The sequence below is a fragment of the Marinitenerispora sediminis genome (assembly GCF_003336425.1).
In the GTDB taxonomy this organism is placed as follows: Bacteria; Actinomycetota; Actinomycetes; order Streptosporangiales; family Streptosporangiaceae; genus Marinitenerispora; species Marinitenerispora sediminis.
This window is the reverse complement of sequence record NZ_QEIO01000353.1, coordinates 1-548: the sequence shown is the minus strand read 5'-3', so window position 1 is coordinate 548 and position 548 is coordinate 1. Positions and strand designations below refer to the sequence as shown.

The following is a 548-nucleotide window of genomic DNA, read 5'->3' as shown; positions in this document are numbered from 1 at the left end:
GTGTTAGACAACCTGCGGTACAGTGAAGAGCACGAATGGGCTCAGCAGGGTGAAGGACGCGTAGTACGGGTCGGGATTACAGATCATGCCCAGCACCTGCTCGGAGATATCGTGTTTGTTGAGTTTCCTGAGGTAGGGGCTGCTGTTTCCGCCGGTGACAGTGTGGGCAGCATTGAGTCTGTAAAGACAGTTTCCGAATTATATTCACCTGTTTCGGGAAAGGTTACCCGGATTAATGATACACTGGAAGCAAGTCCCGAGCTGCTTAATGACGAGCCTTACAGCGGGGGCTGGATTTTTGAGCTTGAGCTTGACGGCGAGTATAGCGAAGCTGTAGCCGGACTGCTGGATGCGGCTGCTTACCGCGAACTGATCGGGGAATAACAGGTGGACAATTTGTGCAAATGAAAACAGGCACTCCTGCCTTCGCCGAGGTAGGGGTACCTGTGTAATATAGAGGCGGATTTCGTACGCGGCTTACATCATGCTGCGCGGAGTCCGTCTTTTTCTGCTGCCTGCGCAGCTATCATTGATAAAGGTTTGGAAAG

1 protein-coding gene is annotated in these 548 nt (G+C 52.2%); it reads left to right on the top strand.

Going from position 1 to position 548, the window contains the following annotated elements:
• A partial coding sequence (gene gcvH / locus DEF28_RS26770) for a glycine cleavage system protein GcvH (protein WP_449405551.1) occupies positions 1-384 on the top strand: 384 nt, incomplete at its 5' end.
• Positions 385-548 lie beyond the last annotated feature (164 nt).